At 39.4% G+C, this 898-nt stretch carries 1 protein-coding gene; it reads left to right on the top strand.

Annotation, left to right across the window (positions count from 1 at the left end):
- The coding region (locus tag H4J50_RS18960; protein ID WP_182257701.1) for an RNB domain-containing ribonuclease at positions 1-898 on the top strand (898 nt) is incomplete at both ends.

Genomic DNA, 898 nt, shown 5'->3' with positions numbered 1-898 from the left:
TCTAAAGCACGTTTTACTTACAGTAAAGTAGCAACCATTTTAGGTGTGAACCCTGAGCAAAAAGACGAAGATTATCGCGCAGAGTTACGTACACAGTATCAAGCATTGATCCCAGATTTAGATAACCTAAATACTATGTATCATGTGCTGAGTAAAGCGAGAACTAAGCGTGGTGCAATTGCTTTTGAAACCACTGAGTCTCAATTTCTTTTTAACAGTGATAGAAAAATAGAATCTATTGTCGCGATGGTACGTAACGATGCACATAAAATCATTGAAGAATGTATGATTTTAGCCAACGTTGCTACGGCAGAGTTTATCGAAAAACATAAAAAGCCAGGTCTATTTCGTGTTCACGATAAGCCGAGTGAAGAAAAGTACAATAACTTTCTTAGTTACGTTAACGAGCTTGGTCTCGACCTATCTTCAATGGGAGAGCGTAAGGAACAACCTGAGCCGAAAGACTATTGTCACATATTAGAGAAAATAGCCGACCGACCTGATCAAGAGCTCATTCAAACCATGTTATTGCGCTCAATGCGACAAGCGGTATATCAAAGCGATAATATTGGCCACTTTGGTTTAGCATTACCATCATATAGTCACTTTACTTCGCCTATACGCCGTTATCCTGATTTGGTGGTACATCGCGTTATTAAAGCTATTTTAGATGAACAAGCTAAAGATGAAGCGAACGCTGGCGCGCATAATTATACCCCTGAAGCAGTAATAGAGCTTGGTGAACATTGCTCTATGACCGAGCGTCGTGCTGATGATGCAACACGTGATGTTTCAGACTGGCTTAAATGTGAATATATGCAAGATCATGTTGGTGATACATTTACTGGTGTTATATCGACTGTAACTAACTTTGGTTTATTTGTACGTTTAGCTGACT

Source organism: Colwellia sp. 6M3 (assembly GCF_014077595.1).
GTDB lineage: Bacteria > Pseudomonadota > Gammaproteobacteria > Enterobacterales > Alteromonadaceae > Cognaticolwellia.
This window is presented reverse-complemented; position numbering and strand designations above follow the sequence as displayed.